This is a genomic window from Limosilactobacillus balticus (genome assembly GCF_014145615.1).
In the GTDB taxonomy this organism is placed as follows: domain Bacteria; phylum Bacillota; class Bacilli; order Lactobacillales; family Lactobacillaceae; genus Limosilactobacillus; species Limosilactobacillus balticus.
In genome coordinates this window covers 17,488-36,263 of sequence record NZ_JACIVH010000071.1, presented here as the reverse complement: position 1 = coordinate 36,263, position 18,776 = coordinate 17,488, and the positions used below count along the sequence as shown (strand labels likewise).

Genomic DNA, 18,776 nt, shown 5'->3' with positions numbered 1-18,776 from the left:
TCAAACATCATTAATGCACTTTTCCCTTTTAAGTATCCCATAAACTGCGATACACTTAGCTTCGGCGGAATACTTACTAACAAGTGCACATGATCTGGCATCATATGACCTTCAATTATTTCTACTCCCTTATATTTGCACAACAAACGAATATAATCTCTTAGGTCTCTTCGGTATTGATTGAAAATCGCTTTACGTCTATACTTTGGTATGAATACGATGTGATACTTACATAACCACTTCGTATGGGCTAAGCTATTTAATTTATTAGCCATATTTATACAACCTCTTTTCCCTTATTGACTTTGGCTTGAACACCTACATCTTAAGGCAAAAGAGGCCTTTTTTATATAATTTTTATCGCCCACCCGCATAGCAGGTGGTTTTTTGTTTCGTGCATTCGCTTTGCTCACGCACTCAACTAGGTCTAAAGACATTAAATAATTGATAAGAGCATGATTAGAGGTTTGCCTTTTAATCATGCTCTTTCTTTTTCTTCAATAAACGACGAAAAACTTCAATTATTCCTGCCGTTCCCACTCCACCAAGCAAGGGAACATATTGAGGGATATTAACATCGTTCTTTCTCGCTTGAACGGGATGTTTGTCAACAATTGGCATTGCCTCACTTTCCTCCTTTCTCTCCGTCATTGGAACAGGATTAGCCTTTTCATCACTGATGTTAGCTTGATCATCGTACTTAGTAAGACGATAAGTATCAATCAGCTGATTTAACTTTCGGTCATACTCAGGATCTGTTGCATATCGCCCGCGAAGTGCCCGTGTAGCATCTCGATAGTCTTTAGTATTTTGACGATGAACCCCCTGATAAAGTGGGGCTTCTAATGTCTGAGCATAATCTCTTAGTGCTTCATATTCACTTGCATACTGCCGGAAATTGCTAACGACCTGAAACTTATGTCCTTGATCATCATATTCCGTTGTGGGTTGAGCAACTGTTTGACGGGCAAAATAACCCTTAACCCCAAAAAGATTATTATTAGGCGCCTTTCCTAATGTACTGCATCCCCAGTCGCTCTCTAAGGCCGCTTGCGCAATAATGATTGATGGATACAAGTCATATTCCCGACCAATTTGTTGAGCGGCAGGAGCTATTCGATTAATAAACTTTGCTTGGATTGCGGATGGTTGTCGCGGTTGATAAACTTGCTTATCTTCTTCTAGCAGCCGCCTTTGTTCAGCAGAAGCTTCAGTTGAAGATTGAATTGTTTCATGCCCAAGCTCTTCTTTCGCACCTGCCAAAGTACTATTTTGCGCCCTTTCCTTTGCTTGAGCAGCATTCTCATATTCCGTTAAATAAGCATCGATATATTCTTCATCATAGTTAATTAAGGATTCTTCATCAATCGGCTTTGCCCGTTTCACGTCTTCATTTGCATCAAATTGTGCTTGTTGAATAGCGTCTGCTTTAATCGGCTGTCCACTAAGACTCGTTAAAACAATTAATGTACTTGTAATGACACGGCGGTTTAACACAATAAAACACTCCTTCATAATGTCCTATAGTATATATACGTGAAAATTATGAATTTGCATTTTTGAAACTAAAAAGACTAGAAGAAAATTCCCCTAGTCTTTATGCTTTACATTTCAGGATATGTCGTTTCCTTGATATCCAACTTTTGATTCTTCAAGTTTGTCTTAACAACGGTAACGTCACATGGTGCTTCACGAATAGTATAAGCAGCAGTTGAACCGACAAGTAGCCGTCCGACAACATTTAATCCGGTTGCGCCAATAATGATTAAATCAATATCATTTTCTTTAGGATAACGTTCTGCAAGTTCAACCTTAGCGTTACCAACCTTTACATCAGTTTCAACAGCTTTTATTCCAGCGGCTTCTGCTTTTTTCTTGTAATCAGCTAATTTCTTTTGCATCGTTTCGATGGCTGAATCATAAATGCTATGACTAACAAAGCCATACCCACCAGGACCAGTACTTGGATAACGTTCACCATTGATAATACTTAGTAAGTACAACTTGGCATCATTGGTCTTAGCTGTATCAACAGCCTTCTCGAAAGCCATATCCGCTTGCTTTGAACCATCAACACCAACAAGAATATTTTGATAACTCATTCTTGACACCTCCATCTTCATTTTCTGCCTTTATTTTAGCACAAATTTAATCAGTAACGAGATTATTAATTGCTTCCATATAAATAGCCATTGATGTAATTAAATCATTAACAGGTTGATATTCATTAGCCTGATGCATCGTATTTGGCGTATTTGGCATCAAAGCACCAAAGGCTACACCACGCTTCATCAAACGGCCGTAAGTTCCTCCACCAACTACTTCTGGTTTTGCATCTGTATCTCCAGTTTGATCGATATAAGCTTGCATTAAGGTCTTAACGATTGGATCATCTGGATCAACATAATGCGGAGCTTGGGATGGACCTTGCGTAACTTTAATTTGTAATTTATCGGCAATCGCCTTTACAGTATCCTCTAGCTTATCTGGTGTCATGCCTTTAGGGTAGCGGAAGTTCATGTCAATGTGACCACCCTTGTCCGCATTGAAGTTTAAAATTCCGGCATTCATAGTCAATTCACCCATTACCGGATCAGTGTAAGCACCATTAAAACCATCCATCCGGGTATCTAAATGAAGATAGTCTGCTAAGAATTCAATGAAGCTCTTTGCGCCCCCACCAAAGTCATATTGATTTAAGAATTTTGCAAGGTAGGTCGCTGCATTGATTCCCTTTTCTGGTTCCATTCCATGGGCAGCCTTTCCGATGACAGTAATCTTAAGACCCTTATCTGTTGATTCAATATTACCTTCAACCGGATTTTCTTCAATAAAGTGGCCAAAATCATTCATAACTTCTTGAGGATTATCTGTCCGAATAAGGGCAACTGCTTCCCGCGGTACCATGTTAAAACGCAAACCGGATTCAAAACTAACTAGTTGTGTCGATGCATCTCCATTACCAGCAGGGACATCAAGCAAGAGTGATACTTGACCCTTTTCGCCGTTAATTACCGGGAATTCCGCGTCTGGTGAAAAGCCAAACGTGGGGGCTGGTTCAACTTCAAAGTAACGGTGCATTCCAGTCCAGTTACTTTCTTCATCAGTTCCAACGATAAAACGGACTTTCTTGTTAAACTTTACGCCTTGATCTTTCAAATACTTCAAGGCATAGTAAGCGGCCATTCCAGGTCCCTTATCATCAGATGCACCACGGCCATATAAGTTACCATCCTTGATAACTGGGTCAAATGGATCTGTATCCCAGCCTTTACCAGCAGGCATTACATCAAGGTGGGCTAAAATAGCAAGTGTCTCATCACCTTCACCCCACTCAGCATACCCAACAAGGTTATCGATGTTCTTTACTTTAAAACCGTCTTGTTCTGCCATCTCTAAAAATGCTTTTAGCGCTTGAGCAGGACGAGGGCCAAGCGGGTATTCATCAGTTGCTGCCGAATCATCACGGACACTGGGGATCTTCATTAATGCTACAAGATCATTTAAATAGTTTTCTTTTTGTGCCTCTGCGGCTTTCATCCAATCAGTCAAGATTAATCCCTCCAAAATATTCTACTTTGACTAATTTTAATGATACCATTAAATTGTCTATTAAATAAAATAATAAGGAGTCTTAACTGTGAAAAAACTTACTGACCAAATCTTAAAGGATGTTATTACTCCCCGTCCTGAAAACAGTTTTAAAGGTACTTTTGGTAAAGTTACTCTTATCGGCGGCAATCGTAATTTTGGTGGTGCAATCATCATGGCATCAACTGCGGCCGTCTGTGCTGGTGCTGGGCTTGTAACAACTGCCACTGATGAAATCAACGCTAGTGCCCTCCATGCGCAGTTGCCAGAAGCGATGTTCGCTGATTTTACTGATGATGCCCTAGTTGCTGACCTTACTCAAGCTGCTACCAGTGTGGTTGTTGGTCCAGGCCTCGGAAATGATAAAACGAGTCTACGAATTTTGAAGAATGTTTTTGCTCATACAACCGAGAAACAGAATGTGATCATTGATGGGTCGGCAATTACTCTTATGGCAATAGAAAAGCTTGAACAGCCACAAGGAAATATCATTTACACTCCTCATGAAATGGAATGGCAACGGCTCTCTGGAATCAAGATCGGGGAGCAAACTGAAGATAAAAACAGAGCCGCTCAAGAAAAACTTGGTGCTACCGTTGTCTTAAAGAAGCACCACACAGAAATTTATACTGATGACCAAGTATATCAATTGCCAATCGGTACCCCCGCCCAAGCAGTTGGTGGAATGGGTGACACTCTTGCTGGAATGGTTGGGGGCTTCACCGCTGAATTTAATGATAAGGCAGATAAGGCCGTCCTCGCTGCCGTTTATGCGCACAGTGCGATTGCGGAAAAGATTGCTGAAAGTCAGTATATTGTCCTCCCTCACCAGATTAGCCGTGCTCTTCCAACCTTCATGAAGAAGATGGAAAAGCTTGATGATAATCATCATATTGGATTTTTGAATTAAGAAATTTGAGAACTTTAAAAAGGTTCAGAGCAAAATCTCACTCTGAACCTTTTTGTGTGCATTGTTATTTAATGTGTAAAATCGTTCGTAACCTTGCTACTCGTGGTCCCAATAGCTGATCAGCTAATCGTGACTTTAAGCAGAGGTAAAGATAAATTCCTGCTCCGACTATTACTCCTGGAATCAAGGAGAAGAAAGCCGTGTAGCGCCCATATGGACTAATAAAGTGGCCAATGATTAACATTACAATCTTTGTCCCAGCAAACATCACTAAGGAGTAAGCTAAAATCTGGTTAGTTGGCAGGGCCATCTTATCAAAACGGAGGTGGAATTCCATATTAAAGGAATGCAAGATCAAATAGTTGATCACAAACATTGATATTCCTGTTGAAACTAATGGTCCCAATCCTTCAAAAATCCAAATACATGGGAATTGGAGGATAAATTTAATTACGATTCCAATTGCTAAGAACATCATCATTTTCTTATTCTCAGAAATCCCCTGCATCATTGCTGCGGCTACAGTATACAAACCCAACATAATCGAAATGTAAGCCGCAAATTGCAGTACTACAACCCCTGCCGCATCATAACGATAAAAGACGGTGTAGATTTGCTGAGAAACCGCGGATAATCCAAGAGCAGCCGGGATCATCACGAAATAGAATAACAAGAGAACATTTTGAATCTGTTTTCTCATATCCTCTTGATCGTTCTGTGCACGTGCTGTGGCTAATAATGGAATAACCGTTGCTGCCATTGCAGATGCTAAGGAAATAACAATCATATATAGTTTGTTAGCATTGAAAGAGAATAATGCATAGAGTACTGTAACTTGATAATGCGAGAAGTTCCCCACCATTGACATCATTTTAGGGAAAGTAAACTGATCAATTAGTTGATAAAGATTAATCCCTCCCTCAATAATAATAAATGGAATTGCCTGGTAAACAATATTCATAACTAATCGCATTGTAGATACTTCCGAATTAGGAATACTATTTTCTACTAATTCATTCATTTCATTTAAATGCCGCATCCATGCAATTGCTAAAACCAAGATTGCTCCTACTGCACCAATAAAAGCTGCAAAAGTTGACTGAGTAACCGCACTTACCCAGCTTCCATGCTTAATCTTCATAATAAAATATGTTGCAGCCAGCATATAAATGACACGAAATACTTGTTCAACAAACTGTGACATTGCTGACGGTGCCATCCAATTGTATCCTTGCAAAAATCCACGAGTAATTGACATTGCAGGAATAATTAAAACTGCCCACGCTAGCGATTGAATAACAGGAATAACATTAGGATCACCATTATCCATCAACCGTGCGCCAAACATCATAACAATCGCGCAAATAATCCCCATTGCCATCGATACGTACATTCCTGAATGATATAACTTCCTGCTAACCCCATATTGATTTATTCCATTATAGTGGGCTACTAGTTTTGAGATAGCAGAAGGGATTCCTGCTGTCGCAATAACCAAAACATATGAATAAATATTATACCCCTGAGCAAATAGGGCGTTCGCTTCATTACTATAAGCACCAAACCATGTAACCCACGGGATAACATAAAGGGCTCCTAATAGTCGTGAAGTAATACTTCCTGCAGTCATCCAAGCAGATCCACTCAGCATCTTTTCATGAGCATCTTTTTTGACTGCGGTGCTGCTCAAATCATTTACTTTATTTTCTTCCATGATTTGTTGCAATCCTACCTTTTTTATTTTAATCGAGTTTACACAATCCTAATCATTCTATCGTGAATAAAAAGCTGGTGCAATTCGATTTACCGTTTTTAATATTTCTTTAATCTAGTATTGTTCCAAATCAACAGTTACCATTTTAATGATTTGATCTGGATGTTGTTGTTTTAACATCTCTAATGAGCTTACGGCGGGGGCATCTTCAAAGTGGCCGAGTTTATCATTAAGGGTAATCGCTAAGCCCAATTTAGCAAAATCCATCGCCTCATCCATTGTTTTCCCCTGGGTAAATGCTTCTGGCAAATCTGGAAAATCAACTTGAATTTCATTATCTTTCGGGGTAAAAATTGCTGGATAACTTACTATTTCCATAACTTATCTGCTCCTCAAATAAAAAGAAGCAGGAAAACATAAATTCCCTGCCCTTTCTTAATTTACTATTTTGCAACAATGTTAACAATCTTGTTAGGAACAACAATGACTTTCTTAATATCCTTGCCGTCAGTAAACTTCTTGACATGTTCGTTTGCTAAAGCAAGTTGTTGTGCTTCATCGCGGTCAGTATCCTTGGCCATCTTAATCTTAGCCCGTACCTTACCATTAACCTGGACGATCATTTCAACTTCATCTTCAACTAAGGCCTTTGGATCGTAAGTTGGCCATGGTTGGTAAGTGATTGTCTCACTCTCACCGAATTGACTCCAGAGTTCTTCAGCCATGTGAGGCATGATTGGCGCAATCATCTTCACAAAGCCCTTCATGTATTCAACTGGTAAATCATCAACCTTGTAGGCTTCATTTACAAAGACCATCAATTGAGAAATAGCCGTATTGAAATGCATCCGTTCGTAGTCTTCAGTAACCTTCTTAACTGTTTGGTTGTAAACCTTGGTAAGCTTACCATCATTGATAGTGGATACCCGGTCACGAAGGTGGTTATTATCATCCATCAACAACCGCCATACACGTTGAACCCACTTATTCGCACCATGAAGTCCCTTTTCATCCCAAGGTACAGATTCTTCAAGTGGTCCCATAAACATTTCGTAAAGACGTAAAGTATCAGCCCCATATTGGTCAACAATGTCATCAGGGTTAACAACATTACCTTTGGACTTCGACATCTTTTCATGGTTTGAACCAAGAATCATCCCTTGGTTAACAAGCTTCATGAATGGTTCTTTAGTTGGCACGAGACCGAGGTCATAAAGAACTTTATGCCAGAATCGAGCATAGAGCAAGTGAAGAACAGCGTGTTCAGCCCCACCAACATAGAGATCAACTGGTGACCAGTAATCAAGGGCTTCTTTTGAGGCAAATTCCTTGTCATTATGTGGATCAGTGTACCGGAGCCAGTACCATGATGAACCGGCCCACTGTGGCATAGTGTTAGTTTCACGAAGACCATGACGACCATTTTCGTCATAAACGTTAACCCAATCTTCAACATTTGCTAATGGACTTTCACCAGTTCCTGATGGTTCGATGTTATCAGTCTTTGGCAATTCAAGTGGAAGTTCATCTTCTGGAACTAATGAGGTTGTCCCATCATCCCAGTGAATAACTGGAATTGGTTCACCCCAGTAACGTTGCCGACTGAAGATCCAGTCCCGAAGACGGTAGTTAACCTTCTTATGACCAGCATCATGTTCTTCAAGCCAAGCGATCATCTTTTGCTTTGCATCAGCAATGTTCAAGCCATCAAGAAAGCCAGAATTAATGTGCTTACCGTCACCATCAAAAGCACCTTCTGACACATCTGCTCCTTCAATAACAGGCTTAATTGGCAAGTCAAACTTAGTAGCAAAGTCATAATCACGTTGATCCCCGGAAGGAACAGCCATTACTGCCCCAGTTCCGTATGAAGCAAGCACGTAATCACTGATCCAGATTGGCAGTTTTTCACCGTTAACTGGATTAATGACGTAAGAACCAGTAAATACACCGGTCTTATCCTTATTTAAATCAGTCCGTTCAAGGTCAGACCGCCGTGATGCTTCTTCCTTGTACTTTTCAACTTCTGCCTTGTGTTCCGGTGTCGTCAATTGATCTACTAATTCTTGTTCAGGAGCAAGAACAACATAAGAAGCACCAAAGAGCGTATCAGCCCGTGTCGTAAACACTTCAATCTTAGTATCTTCATCCCCCACAACTGGGAAAAATACTGAAGCACCTTCTGAACGGCCAATCCAGTTCCGTTGCATTTCCTTAACGCTTTCTGGCCAGTCAACAAGGTCAAGGTCATCAATCAAACGGTCCGCATAAGCAGTAATCTTTAAAACCCATTGACGCATTGGTTTACGATATACAGGGTAGCCGCCACGTTTAGTCTTGCCATCTTCAACTTCTTCGTTGGCAACCACTGTTCCACCCATAAAATCAGGGGCCCAGTTAACCATAATTTCACTTTCGTAAGCAAGCCCCTTCTTGTAGAGTTGTTCAAAAATCCATTGAGTCCACTTGTAGAATTTAGGATCAGTCGTATTTACTTCGCGGTCCCAATCATATGAGAAACCCAGTGATTGGATTTGATCACGGAAATGATCAATATTTTTGTTCGTAAAGTCCTTAGGGTTATGGCCAGTCTTTAATGCATATTGTTCAGCTGGTAAACCGAATGCATCCCACCCCATTGGATGTAAGACATTAAAGCCTTGCATCCGCTTCATCCGTGACATTACATCGGTTGCCGTATAACCTTCTGGGTGACCAACATGAAGTCCTTGACCAGATGGATATGGGAACATGTCTAATGCATAATATTTCTTTTGGTCCTTATTAAGGTCTGCTTTGAACGTTTCATTCTTTTTCCAAAACTTTTGCCACTTTTTTTCAATCGTCTTATGATCGTAAGCCATATTTTCTACTCCTTATTCTGATTTTGATGATCGTAATAAAAAAAGTCCCGTAGAAATCAATCTACGAGACGAAATAATTCCGCGGTACCACCCGTTTTCCATGGAAGCCATGGCGCTTAGGACCTTAACGCGGTAAACGTCATTACCTACTATGATTCAGTAATAATCACATTTAGATGAGTTCGTAAATGACCAGTCTCCTGTTCACACCACCACAGGATCTCTGCTGACCTCGTCAAAGACTACTATTTCTATTACGATCAAATATTTAACGCTTATTTTAACAACCACCGTTAATGATTGCAAGCGTGTAACTAAATTATTAGCCTAAAATTTCTTTTAATTCGTCAACTTTATCAAGGTGTTCCCATGGTAAGTCTACATCAGTTCGACCAAAGTGACCATAAGCAGCAGTTTGCTTGTAAATTGGCCGCTTCAAGTCAAGCATTTCAATAATTCCAGCTGGACGTAAATCAAAAACTTTTCGAACAGCCGCAATTAATTCTTCTTCTGAACGGGTACCGGTACCATAAGTATTAATCATGATCGATACTGGTTCTGCTACACCGATGGCATAAGCAACTTGAATCTCAGCCTTCTTAGCGTAACCAGCTGCAACAATGTTTTTAGCAATGTAACGAGCAGCATAACTTGCAGAACGGTCAACCTTAGTAGCATCCTTTCCAGAAAAGGCTCCACCACCATGATGGGCAGCCCCACCATAAGTATCAACAATAATCTTTCGTCCAGTTAAACCGGCATCCCCTTGAGGTCCACCGATTACAAAGCGACCTGTTGGATTAATGAAGTACTTAGTTTGATCATCAAGGTACTTAGCTGGAATGACCGCTTCAATGACTTGTTCTTTAATATCTTTCTTGATTTGATCAAGCGAAACCTCTGGATCATGCTGAGTACTTAAGACAACGGTATCAACACGTAATGGCTTGTCATTCTCATCGTATTCTACGGTTACTTCGGCCTTAGCATCTGGACGAAGGTAAGAGATAACGCCATCCTTACGTAATTGAGCAATCTTGCGCATTAATTTATGGCTTAAGACCAATGTCAATGGCATGTATTCAGGTGTTTCGTCAGTAGCGTAACCAAACATTAATCCTTGGTCACCGGCACCAATCTTATCAAGCGGATCAGCTTCACCTTCGCGCGTTTCTAAGGAGTCATCAACCCCTTGCGCAATGTCTGGTGATTGTTCATCGATTGCAGTAATAACAGCACAGTTATCAGCATCGAAACCGTACTTACCATCTGTATAACCGATCTTACGAATTGTGTCCCGCACAATCTGTTGAATATTAACGTAGGCCTTAGTAGAAACTTCACCAAAGACTAATACTAGTCCAGTAGTAACTGAGGTCTCAACTGCAACCCGTGAATCAGGATCCTTCTTAAGCAATTCATCTAAAATCGCGTCACTGATTTGGTCAGCAATCTTATCTGGATGTCCTTCTGATACTGATTCGGATGTAAATAAATGTCGTTCTGCCATTTTCTAATTCCCCCATATTCTATTGAAACTTTCAAATAGTTTGTAGTTGCGGTTACAAGGCATCTTCACGTTCAGACGTGAATCCTATCGGGAATTGCTTTATAACGAGAATAATCTTAGCATAATTGTTAACCAACAATCAATGTTAATCCAGACATTCTTATTTCAAACGGGCATTGACCATCCCCACTGCCGTCATGAACGAGTAAATAATTGTCGGGCCAACAAATTTAAATCCATCCTTCCGCATTTGCTTGGCTATTTCTTCTGAAGCAGGTGTTTTAGGAGCTAATTCAACATCGGTAGTTAACCCTAAGTCTTGAGGTTGATCATCAACAAAATGCCACATATATTTATCAAATGTCTTTCCCATTTTCCATAATTTTAAAATTACCTGCGCATTATTAATTACCGCTAATATTTTACGACGATTACGAATAATAGTTTCATCTTCGCATAATCGATTAATATCTTCATCAGTAAAGGATGCAACTTTCTCAATATTAAAGTTCGCAAATGCCTGGTTAAATGCTTCTCGCCGCCGCCAGATTGTTTGCCAGGTTAAACCGGCCTGAAATAATTCTAAAGAGAACATTGCAAATAACTGCTGGTCATCATGGACTGGAAATCCCCAGTAGTGATCATAATAATCTTGCATTTCTGGGGTAGCATTTGCCCATTGTGGTCGTTTAAGTGTCATTATTAATACCTCTTTTCTGTTTTTAAAATAAATAGGAGCAGAAAATAAATTATTTTCTCTCCTTATTTTATATACGAATTTTTAGTTATTTTGTACTTTTTTCTTTATTAGTATTTTTTAGCATAAATGCTAATACTAGACCAATCAATTCAGTAATAATCATGCCGATAAATACTAAATGATAGCCATGAAGGGAAGCGACTTGAGCTGAACTTTCCCGTTGAAGTGCATTTGTAGTAGCAACTGTTAAGATTAGTGTTGAAATAGTAACACCCGCGGAACCGAGAACTTGCCGGACAGTTGTTATTACGGCTGTTCCGTGGGGTACTAATTCATCAGGCAAGGCATTTGCTCCCAATGTGACAGCTGGCATCATCACAAAGGCATTTCCACCTTCAATCACCATTGCACAAAGGATCATCCCCAGCAAGCTAAGGTGATTAAGGACAATTAATCCAGCAACCCAGCCAATAATAATCATAAACATTCCCACCAGCATTGTCGGTTTAAACCCAATTTTATCAGCTAATTTTCCTGACAACGGATTCAGGATGCTAAGAAAAACTGCTCCAGGTACTAGTGCCATCCCTGAAACAAATGGACTAACTTTTAATACCCCCTGATAATAAAGAGGAAAAATAATTGTCGTTACAATCAATGCAATATATGAAATCGATGTTAAAAGAATCGCTAAATCATAATTAAAAGTCTTCAATACCCGCAATTCCAATAGTGGATGCTTGAGGTGAAGCTGCCGAATACAGAACCAGATAACCGCAATAAGACTAACGATAAAAATCACTGTATTTATTCCCCATGCAGGATTAGTTTTTCCAGCTTGGTCAACAACGTACATAATTCCAATTAATCCAACTAGTAAGATTACTGATAGCCAATCAAGGTTCGTTTCATGCCGTTCCATTACGTCTTGGATCAATCCGCTAGCAGCCATTAAAATAATTACGGAGATAACAAGCATGAAGAGAATAAAAAGGCTCTTCCAGCTAAAGAACTTTAGAACAATTCCTGAAACAATTGGTCCACAGGCAAGGGCAGATCCCATTACCAAACCAGCAATCCCCATCGTTGAGCCCCGCTCTTCTTTAGGCGTAATCTCAAGCAAAACAGTTTGGTATGACGGGAATAAAACTCCGACAGCAAAAGCTTCCATGGCCCGTCCAATCATCATGAACCAGAAGCCATTAATTCCCCAAGCTGATGGGGTTAAAACAATCATCAAGGATCCGATGTCAAATAGTCCCAATGCTCCAATAAACATTGTCTTAAAACTCATATTGTTGAGCATCCACGGGCTGATTGGCATGCTGACACACATTACGAGCATAAAACCAGTCGTCAACCATTGAACTGTTGATGCTGAAATCCCAAAAGCATTCATCAAGGTTGGATAGGCGGTTGACAACGATGACTGACTAATTGACATCGTAAAGGTACCAACTAGTAAAGTCAAAATAAACCAAAAGCGACTATACCTTTCTCCGTTACGTGCGATACTTTGATCCATGTTACTTCTCTCCCTCTTTAGAATAATTATTATCTAATCGTTAATTATTATAGGTTTTGAATTAGTGAATGTAAATGTTATAATGTCATTAGATTATAATTATTTTAAGAAAGGAGACGACATTATGGCAGAAGCAGAATTTGATCGAGCTCTTGACCATCTCCGTGAAAACAAGGTTCGTCTTACTCCCCAGCGGAAAACCATTTTAAATTACTTAATCAACCACCATACTCATCCGAGTGTCGAAATGATTTATGATGACCTTAAAGACTCAGTTGCCAATATCAGCATGGCAACTGTATACAATACCCTAAAGCTCTTCGTTGATTACAATCTCGTAATTGAACTAAAAAATGGTGATGGTAGCACCCACTTTGACTATTTCGGCCATCCTCATTATCATGTCGTCTGCGATAACTGTGGTAAGATTTCTGATGTTTTTGATGAACATTTTACTGCAATCACAAAAGAATTAACGGTTATGACTCACGAAAAGACTGGTTATTTAGTTACCGGAAACAACATTGAAGTTCATGGCATTTGTCCCGAGTGTCAGCGTAAATTACATCTAAATCGTTAGTAAAAACGAGGCTGAGAAAAAACTTTTGTTTTTTCAACAGCCTCGTTTTTTATACAAATCTTGTTACAATATCGTGGAAATCCTAGTAGGCTAGCTTCGCGTCGTAACCATAAGGCTCGAGGCTAAGTCCGAACGATAATCAGCCCGTGCCATGCTAATCACCGTTCTATCCTTAGCCCACCGCCTTGTCTAGGAAGTTAATTCTCACTCACTTTTTATGCTTTCTTTTGCGTTAACGAAGCAATGGCAAGGATTGCAAACCAAGCCAAAGTTAGTATAAGAGCAATTAAAGTTTGCTTCTCCATACATAAAACAATTAGCACAATAAAAAGAAAAACTAAAATAATATAATCAGTAAAAGGTGCGCCTGGCATCTTAAATGTTCTCGTTTGCGGATGCTGACGAATATATTTTAAGTGTGCCAAGATGATAGCAGCCCACACAAAGAGAAAACTCGTGGTAGCAATACTAGAAACAAAAGTAAAAACTCCTTCTGGCATTACTAAGTTTAAGATAGCGGCAATTCCAATAATAATTGCAGAAATAACAACCGCTGTTGCAGGCACCGACCGCTTAGATAAGCGACTAATCTTACGGATAACAGGCCGGTGAGCAGTAGAGGTTAACTCAGCCAGCATCCGACCAGTTGTATATAGGGAACTATTGCAAGCAGAAGCCGCAGCGGTAATTACTACAAAATTAACGATACTGGCAGCTCCCGGAAGTCCAATATCGCGAAAAACAAGGACAAATGGACTATTGCTTGGTGAGAGTTTACTCCACGGATAAATGCACATAATAACAGCCAAAGCACCGATATAAAAAAGCATAATCCGAACCGGAATCCCATTGATTGCCTTAGGAATAACAACTTTAGGATTCTCTGCCTCAGCGGCTGTTACTCCTACCATTTCAATTCCAACAAAGGCAAAGACAACCATCTGAAAAGAAAGCATAAAGCCCTTTGCCCCGGTAGCAAAAAAGCCTCCATCATTAACTAAGTTTGCTGGTGTAGCAAGATAGCCGCTTGCCGAATGAAAATGAAGCAAAACCAAAATGACGCCAACAACAATTAAAATAATAATTGCCAAAATTTTAATAAGGGCAAACCAAAATTCGAGTTCACCAAACGTACTAACAGTCATTAGATTTAATCCCAATAAAATTAGGAGAGTTACTAACCCAGGCAACCATTGGGGAACTTGAGGAAACCATAGTTGAAAATATAAGCCAATGGCGGTAACTTCGGCCATTGCTAATGCTAGCCAACACGCCCAATAAGCCCAGCCCATTACAAAACTCACGCGCTTGCCAAGATAATCACGAATCGCATCCATAAACGAATGATAATGTAAATCGGAAAGAAGCAACTCTCCCAGGGCCCGCATAATTCCAAAACAAATAATTCCAGTAATTAAATATGCTAAAAGGATTGCTGGACCAGCAGCGTGAATTGCTTTCCCCGATCCGAGAAATAATCCTGTTCCAATCGTCCCGCCAAGTGCCATTAATTGAATATGACGGCTTTTAAGTTTACGTGTAAATTCTTGTTTTTCTGCCATGTTCCTCTCTCTTCCTCAATAGTTGAAGTTTTATTAATCCTAGTTAGGTTTACTAGTCATTACTAAAAAAATCAACTATGATATATAACATTGAAAACTTATTGTATACCATTTTTCGTAGAAGGAGAAATCACATTGCATGCATTAGTTCATTGGATTCCATTTTTTATTTATTTTTTTGCCGGATCTGTCCTCGTCACACATAACCACCTTTGGGAAAGATTTCCTAACTTCGGCCAGCATATTACAATTGCAACCTTTTTTATCTACTTAACTGCAATCGACTGGCTCTGTTTAACCCCTTCAATGTTTAATTTTAGTTCTGCTAATAAACTTTTATTTTACTTTCACGGGATACCATTTAATATCATTCCCCTCCAAGGACTCAGCGAAGAATTTTTCTTAAACATTGTGATGACTGTACCACTAGGAGTTTATCTTTATTTGATTAATCACCAAATGCCCTTCAGTCGTGCTATTCTCTATGGATTTTTCTTCAGCTTATTTATTGAGTGTAACCAATTTATTTGCGATCTTCTTTTCCATATTGGAAGAGTTGCCGATGTGGATGATTTGATTAGCAATACATTAGGAACTACAATTGGTTTTGCAGTAATGATTATGCTTGATCAAACAATTTTTCGTCGTATTGTTAAACAATTCATGCTGATAGGCGGAAAATCTGATAAACTGAATAACTGAGGTGGTAGAAGATGATTACAAATGAACAAAGAGCGCACGATATTGCCCTTACCTTACTACAATCACGAGCAAAAGATCTAAAGCCAATTGAAGCTTATCATGAATATGTCAATTCATTATTACCAATCTTAAAGGAGATTGATAAGGATTTCCCCAATGGGATTAAAGAGCATCTTTAATTTCCCAGGAAATAAAGGTGAGTGGGAATTAACTTTCTCGACAAGGCGGTGGGCTAAGGATAGAACGGTGATTAACACGGCACGGTTTAACTTAGCCTCGAGCCTTATGGTTACGACGCGAAGCTAGCCTACTAGGATTTTCACGATATCGTAACAATATTCGTATAAAAAACGAGGCTGTTGAAAAAACAAGTTTTTTCTCAGCCTCTTTCCTATTTCATCCTATATGTATTATACTTTTTTGTTGATATTTCCTTTCTTCTTGTTTTATCAACCCATTTGAACTATGATGTTAATGATTTTATTTTTAGGGAGGTTTTTCAATGTTTGAAGAAACTAAAAAGGGCTTTGACTGGTTTAGCTTAATTGTTGGAGTCTTATTTATCATTGCCGGAATTGCATCATTCACGCGGCCAGATAAAACCCTTCACTTCTTAGCCATTGTTGCCGGAATTGCTTTTATTTTCCGCGGAATTTATGAATTATGGTTCCGTCAACGAATCGGTCGGATCTTAGGAGAATCCTCAGGTTGGTTAATTTTTTCTGCAATTTTAGATATTATTTTAGGAATTATTTTTCTTTTCCAACCAAGCTTTGGTGTACTCTTCATTGCCATTATCTTTGCTATCTGGTTTATTCTCGACTCTATCACCGAATTACTCAGCGCTAAGTTTTTCAAGGAATTCCATCGGGGATATTACTGGTTCATTGTGCTTCTAGCAATTGTGAGTTTGATATTAGGGGTTATTCTTTTATTTAGCCCATTACTTTCCGCTATTACAGTGGTATGGTTAGTTTCAACGTTCTTAATTGTTTTCGGAATTATGAAACTTATTCAAGCATTTTAACTTATACCTTATATTAAAAGAGATCAGTTTTGCTGACCTCTTTTAATTTTACGAATATTTTGAATTATAATCCTTGTTCCATCATCAAATATTAGGTGGTGACCATGGTGATCAATTCGTTTTAATTGTCCTTTATATTCTTCATAAAAACCTGTTTTACCATTAAAAAATTCAACTCTTAACATCGGATGCGATTGGCCTCGTTCAATTATGGCAAGTTGGACTCTTATTCGATGCCTCATCTCAGCTGTAGGATAAGTTTTATGATCATACTTTTCTCCTACCTTCACTAATAATTGATGATAGCCGGTCAAGGCCGCAAAAGGAGAAAACTGAGCAGCGCGATCTTCGGTGGTCATCGGTGTATGAGCTTGAGAAACATGCCGAGGGGTGTTGATAATATCTCGATACTTTGCGGTATCACTAAACAAGCTTTTTTCTATTTTCAATAAATCTTCATTTTCTATCATGCTTGGTGACCTCCAATCTGTTTATTTCTTTCCAAAAGAGTAGCACCTTTTTTCAAATCGGCTGCTCGAATAATGGCATTTTTACCATATTCATTTTGCAAATTAAGGACAAGTCTTTGTAGTTTTTGATCCTTTTCTTGAACTTTGGAACGATTCTTATGTTTTTTTGTTGAGTCAGTAAATAAATCTAACTGTTCATTATAATTTGCCAATCGAGCAAGCGTTGGTGAGAGAAGGTGGTTCGCTATTACCGTAATTTTGCGAGCTGTCAATCGTCGATCAAGGGCAGAATCACATAACTTCATAAATGCTTCCATCAATTCTGTACCAGATGAAGTGGGTAAGGAAAGATTAGTTCTTCCATGCATTGGCTTGGGTACCTGACGTCCATAGAAATCTGTCACTAATGGTCCTTGGTAATCCTCAGATATATTAGAAATATCATATGCGACCCTTAAAGCAACTTGATCAGTTACTAAGTTCTGTTTGGTTAACTGGAGAGCCAATGAATTAACCATCTCTTGAATTACTAACCGGGTTTCCGTAAAGTTATAAGGTCGCGGCAACACCTGCCCAGAATATAGTCCATGATCAGATGAATGATAATTTTTGATATCTTTAATAGTTGCTGATTCATATCCCCACGCATGGTCAATAATAATTTCTGCATTTTTTCCAAATTCACGGTATAATACTTCTTCATTCATTGAATCAGATAATTTTCCCAATGAACAACGAGCAATATCTCCCATTGTATGAAGACCTAGTTTTTTTAGTCGTCGCGCATATCCAGGACCTATTCGCCAAAAGTCTGTCAACGGCTGGTGCGCCCAAAGATAACAGCGAAAAGTATGTTCATTCATCTGCGCAATCCGAACCCCGTCTTCATCTCCCGGAATCCGTTTAGCTACTATATCCATCGCTACTTTCGCTAAGAAAAGATTGGTCCCAATTCCTGCCGTTGCAGTAATCTGGGTCTCTGCTTTGATTGTTTGGATGATTTCCTTAGCTAAAGAACGGGCACTAACATGATATTCATTAAGATAATCAGTAATATCCATCATTACCTCATCAATAGAATAAACATGGATCTTCTCTGGTGGTAAATAGCGTAAATAAATTTCATAAATGGCGGCACTTTTTTCAAGATAAAAATTCATTCGTGGGTGCGCAATCCTATAACCAATTTTAAGTTCCGGTGATTTTAATAGTTCATCTCGGTAGATTGAAACAACTGGTGATAATCGCTGGTGAGACATTTCTTTGGCACGACGATTATTTAGGTAGGCTACCCGTTGCTCCACCTCATACAATCGCGGACGACCAGAAACGCCAAATTTTTTCAAAGCTGGTGAGACGGCGAGACAAATGGTCTTACTAGTTCGCGATTCATCGGCAACTACGAGGTTAGCGTTTAAAGGATCGAGGCCCCACTCCGTACATTCAACCGAGGCATAGAATGATTTTAAATCGATTGCCATATATGTTTGTCCCATCGTGATAATTCCTCCCTCGCCTTTTGTAAATACTATTATATCCGCAATCAAACATATGTTCAAGAAATGGATAAAAAATAAAGAGTTGCAGAAAATAATTTCCACAGCTCTTTACTCAGCTTAAT

The 18,776-nt window shown here is 39.2% G+C and carries 18 protein-coding genes, 1 riboswitch and 1 other annotated feature; of the genes, 5 read left to right on the top strand and 13 right to left on the bottom strand.

The features are described 5' to 3' along the window. From tnpA to pepV, 4 genes are all read right to left on the bottom strand, one after another. Nucleotides 1–275: IS200/IS605 family transposase (gene tnpA / locus H5S10_RS08060; RefSeq protein WP_182588762.1), on the bottom strand; the 275-nt coding region annotated here is incomplete at its 3' end. A 199-nt stretch (nucleotides 276–474) separates the two neighbouring features. Then, nucleotides 475–1,515, bottom strand: a complete 1,041-nt coding sequence (locus H5S10_RS08055; protein WP_182586865.1) for a glycoside hydrolase family 73 protein — start codon at nucleotides 1,513–1,515, stop codon at nucleotides 475–477. A gap of 89 nt (nucleotides 1,516–1,604) precedes the next feature. After that, a complete protein-coding gene (locus H5S10_RS08050; RefSeq protein WP_020843181.1) occupies nucleotides 1,605–2,117 on the bottom strand; it encodes a universal stress protein in 513 nt (170 codons plus the stop codon). A 31-nt stretch (nucleotides 2,118–2,148) separates the two neighbouring features. Continuing rightward, nucleotides 2,149–3,552 (bottom strand): dipeptidase PepV, encoded by a 1,404-nt coding sequence (pepV, locus tag H5S10_RS08045; protein WP_182589254.1) that lies wholly within the window; start codon nucleotides 3,550–3,552, stop codon nucleotides 2,149–2,151. An 88-nt stretch (nucleotides 3,553–3,640) separates the two neighbouring features. On the opposite strand from pepV, the gene H5S10_RS08040 reads away from it, so the two are divergent. Then, nucleotides 3,641–4,501 (top strand): NAD(P)H-hydrate dehydratase, encoded by an 861-nt coding sequence (locus H5S10_RS08040; RefSeq protein WP_182589253.1) that lies wholly within the window; start codon nucleotides 3,641–3,643, stop codon nucleotides 4,499–4,501. 64 nt (nucleotides 4,502–4,565) lie between these two features. Here the strand turns inward: H5S10_RS08040 and H5S10_RS08035 are convergent, their stop codons facing one another. The 6 genes from H5S10_RS08035 to H5S10_RS08010 all read right to left on the bottom strand — a co-directional run bounded on the left by H5S10_RS08035 (nucleotide 4,566) and on the right by H5S10_RS08010 (nucleotide 12,814). After that, complete coding sequence (locus tag H5S10_RS08035; protein ID WP_182589252.1) at nucleotides 4,566–6,215, bottom strand: putative polysaccharide biosynthesis protein; 1,650 nt, start codon at nucleotides 6,213–6,215, stop codon at nucleotides 4,566–4,568. A 114-nt stretch (nucleotides 6,216–6,329) separates the two neighbouring features. Further along, nucleotides 6,330–6,593, bottom strand: a complete 264-nt coding sequence (locus H5S10_RS08030) for a type II toxin-antitoxin system HicB family antitoxin (RefSeq protein WP_182589251.1) — start codon at nucleotides 6,591–6,593, stop codon at nucleotides 6,330–6,332. A gap of 65 nt (nucleotides 6,594–6,658) precedes the next feature. Continuing rightward, nucleotides 6,659–9,079, bottom strand: coding sequence for a leucine--tRNA ligase (leuS, locus tag H5S10_RS08025; protein WP_182589250.1), 2,421 nt, complete (start codon nucleotides 9,077–9,079; stop codon nucleotides 6,659–6,661). 61 nt (nucleotides 9,080–9,140) lie between these two features. Then, nucleotides 9,141–9,349 (bottom strand) — a binding site (T-box leader). 52 nt (nucleotides 9,350–9,401) lie between these two features. After that, nucleotides 9,402–10,589 (bottom strand): methionine adenosyltransferase, encoded by a 1,188-nt coding sequence (gene metK, locus H5S10_RS08020; protein ID WP_003670795.1) that lies wholly within the window; start codon nucleotides 10,587–10,589, stop codon nucleotides 9,402–9,404. Next, nucleotides 10,587–10,699: riboswitch (SMK box riboswitch) on the bottom strand. It overlaps the preceding gene by 3 nt. A 50-nt stretch (nucleotides 10,700–10,749) precedes the next feature. Continuing rightward, nucleotides 10,750–11,289: a DNA-3-methyladenine glycosylase I gene (locus H5S10_RS08015; RefSeq protein WP_182586859.1), complete on the bottom strand. Its 540-nt coding sequence runs from the start codon at nucleotides 11,287–11,289 to the stop codon at nucleotides 10,750–10,752. An 85-nt stretch (nucleotides 11,290–11,374) separates the two neighbouring features. Then, nucleotides 11,375–12,814 carry an MFS transporter gene (locus tag H5S10_RS08010; RefSeq protein ID WP_182589249.1) on the bottom strand — a complete coding sequence of 480 codons (1,440 nt, stop codon included), beginning with the start codon at nucleotides 12,812–12,814 and terminating at the stop codon, nucleotides 11,375–11,377. A gap of 124 nt (nucleotides 12,815–12,938) precedes the next feature. Here H5S10_RS08010 and H5S10_RS08005 point away from each other — a divergent pair, with 124 nt between their 5' ends. Further along, nucleotides 12,939–13,394, top strand: coding sequence for a Fur family transcriptional regulator (locus H5S10_RS08005; protein ID WP_029507527.1), 456 nt, complete (start codon nucleotides 12,939–12,941; stop codon nucleotides 13,392–13,394). Between the two features lie 215 nt (nucleotides 13,395–13,609). Here the strand turns inward: H5S10_RS08005 and H5S10_RS08000 are convergent, their stop codons facing one another. Continuing rightward, entirely contained in the window at nucleotides 13,610–14,956 is a 1,347-nt protein-coding gene (locus H5S10_RS08000; RefSeq protein ID WP_182589248.1) for an amino acid permease, read from the bottom strand. A gap of 90 nt (nucleotides 14,957–15,046) precedes the next feature. Between H5S10_RS08000 and H5S10_RS07995 the strand changes: the two genes are divergently transcribed. From H5S10_RS07995 to H5S10_RS07985, 3 genes are all read left to right on the top strand, one after another. Next, nucleotides 15,047–15,658, top strand: a complete 612-nt coding sequence (locus tag H5S10_RS07995) for a VanZ family protein (protein WP_182585878.1) — start codon at nucleotides 15,047–15,049, stop codon at nucleotides 15,656–15,658. An 11-nt stretch (nucleotides 15,659–15,669) separates the two neighbouring features. Continuing rightward, nucleotides 15,670–15,837, top strand: a complete 168-nt coding sequence (locus H5S10_RS07990) for a hypothetical protein (protein ID WP_003664220.1) — start codon at nucleotides 15,670–15,672, stop codon at nucleotides 15,835–15,837. A gap of 323 nt (nucleotides 15,838–16,160) precedes the next feature. Beyond that, nucleotides 16,161–16,685 carry an HdeD family acid-resistance protein gene (locus H5S10_RS07985; protein ID WP_182585879.1) on the top strand — a complete coding sequence of 175 codons (525 nt, stop codon included), beginning with the start codon at nucleotides 16,161–16,163 and terminating at the stop codon, nucleotides 16,683–16,685. A 23-nt stretch (nucleotides 16,686–16,708) separates the two neighbouring features. Here H5S10_RS07985 and H5S10_RS07980 read toward each other — a convergent pair whose 3' ends face one another. Both H5S10_RS07980 and H5S10_RS07975 read right to left on the bottom strand, forming a co-directional pair. Next, nucleotides 16,709–17,152, bottom strand: coding sequence for a hypothetical protein (locus H5S10_RS07980; RefSeq protein WP_182585896.1), 444 nt, complete (start codon nucleotides 17,150–17,152; stop codon nucleotides 16,709–16,711). Beyond that, complete coding sequence (locus H5S10_RS07975; RefSeq protein ID WP_231795552.1) at nucleotides 17,152–18,651, bottom strand: Y-family DNA polymerase; 1,500 nt, start codon at nucleotides 18,649–18,651, stop codon at nucleotides 17,152–17,154. The genes H5S10_RS07980 and H5S10_RS07975 overlap by 1 nt, the downstream gene beginning before the upstream one ends. Nucleotides 18,652–18,776: the final 125 nt, after the last annotated feature.

Bases quoted from the DNA above. Each gene is read 5' to 3' on its own strand.
- H5S10_RS08055 (WP_182586865.1), bottom strand. From the start codon at position 1,515: ATGAAGGAGTGTTTTATTGTGTTAAACCGCCGTGTCATTACAAGTACA.
- H5S10_RS08050 (WP_020843181.1), bottom strand. From the start codon at position 2,117: ATGGAGGTGTCAAGAATGAGTTATCAAAATATTCTTGTTGGTGTTGAT.
- H5S10_RS08035 (WP_182589252.1), bottom strand. From the start codon at position 6,215: ATGGAAGAAAATAAAGTAAATGATTTGAGCAGCACCGCAGTCAAAAAA.
- H5S10_RS08030 (WP_182589251.1), bottom strand. From the start codon at position 6,593: ATGGAAATAGTAAGTTATCCAGCAATTTTTACCCCGAAAGATAATGAA.
- leuS (WP_182589250.1), bottom strand. From the start codon at position 9,079: ATGGCTTACGATCATAAGACGATTGAAAAAAAGTGGCAAAAGTTTTGG.
- metK (WP_003670795.1), bottom strand. From the start codon at position 10,589: ATGGCAGAACGACATTTATTTACATCCGAATCAGTATCAGAAGGACAT.
- H5S10_RS08015 (WP_182586859.1), bottom strand. From the start codon at position 11,289: ATGACACTTAAACGACCACAATGGGCAAATGCTACCCCAGAAATGCAA.
- H5S10_RS08010 (WP_182589249.1), bottom strand. From the start codon at position 12,814: ATGGATCAAAGTATCGCACGTAACGGAGAAAGGTATAGTCGCTTTTGG.
- H5S10_RS08005 (WP_029507527.1), top strand. From the start codon at position 12,939: ATGGCAGAAGCAGAATTTGATCGAGCTCTTGACCATCTCCGTGAAAAC.
- H5S10_RS08000 (WP_182589248.1), bottom strand. From the start codon at position 14,956: ATGGCAGAAAAACAAGAATTTACACGTAAACTTAAAAGCCGTCATATT.
- H5S10_RS07990 (WP_003664220.1), top strand. From the start codon at position 15,670: ATGATTACAAATGAACAAAGAGCGCACGATATTGCCCTTACCTTACTA.
- H5S10_RS07985 (WP_182585879.1), top strand. From the start codon at position 16,161: ATGTTTGAAGAAACTAAAAAGGGCTTTGACTGGTTTAGCTTAATTGTT.
- H5S10_RS07975 (WP_231795552.1), bottom strand. From the start codon at position 18,651: ATGGGACAAACATATATGGCAATCGATTTAAAATCATTCTATGCCTCG.